This window comes from Collinsella sp. AK_207A (genome assembly GCF_902501965.1).
Taxonomy (GTDB): domain Bacteria; phylum Actinomycetota; class Coriobacteriia; order Coriobacteriales; family Coriobacteriaceae; genus Collinsella.
In genome coordinates this window covers 1-715 of sequence record NZ_CABWID010000021.1, presented here as the reverse complement: position 1 = coordinate 715, position 715 = coordinate 1, and the positions used below count along the sequence as shown (strand labels likewise).

The 715-nt window shown below is 62.4% G+C and carries 1 protein-coding gene; it reads left to right on the top strand.

Going from position 1 to position 715, the window contains the following annotated elements:
- On the top strand, positions 1 to 715 hold a 715-nt coding region (locus GDJ97_RS08250; RefSeq protein WP_152070818.1), incomplete at both ends, for an IS3 family transposase.

Genomic DNA, 715 nt, shown 5'->3' with positions numbered 1-715 from the left:
AGTCGCTGAGGCGGGAATACCCACTCTCCACGCTCCTGAAGCTCATGGGGATGTCGCGTTCCACCTACTACTACCACGAGGCGAACCCTCCCTCCGACAGGCAGGCGACCGAGCGGCCGGTCATAGCGGGGATATGCGAGAGATCCCAGTTCAGATACGGATACCGACGCGTTGCCGCCGCGTTGCGCAAAGCGGCCGGCATCCGCATCGCCGACAAGACGGTGCTCAAGGTCATGCGCGAGGAGGGGCTGCTGTGCCGGACCCGCAGGCGCAGGAGGTACCGATCCTACATGGGCCAGGTCGGCAAGTCCTCCCCGAACCTGCTGGCCCGCGACTTCAAGGCGGAGGACCCGATGACCAAGCTGGTGACCGATGCCGCCGAATTCAAGGTGGGCGGCACGAAGCTCTACCTCTCGCCCGTGGTGGACCTTTACAACGACGGGGTCGTCGCCTACTCGATATCCAGGTCCCCGAGCATGAAGATGGTCCTCGAGATGCTGGCGGGCCTCGAGGGCAGGCTCGATGGCGAAGGCGCCCCGTTGCTGCATTCGGACATGGGCTGGCAGTACCAGATGCCCACCTACAGACTCGCGCTTGAGCGGATGGGGATAGTCCAGTCCATGTCCCGCAAAGGAAACTGCCTCGACAATGCGAAGGCTGAAAACTTCTTCTCGATGGTCAAGACCGAGCTTTACTACGATTGGAAGGGAGACGA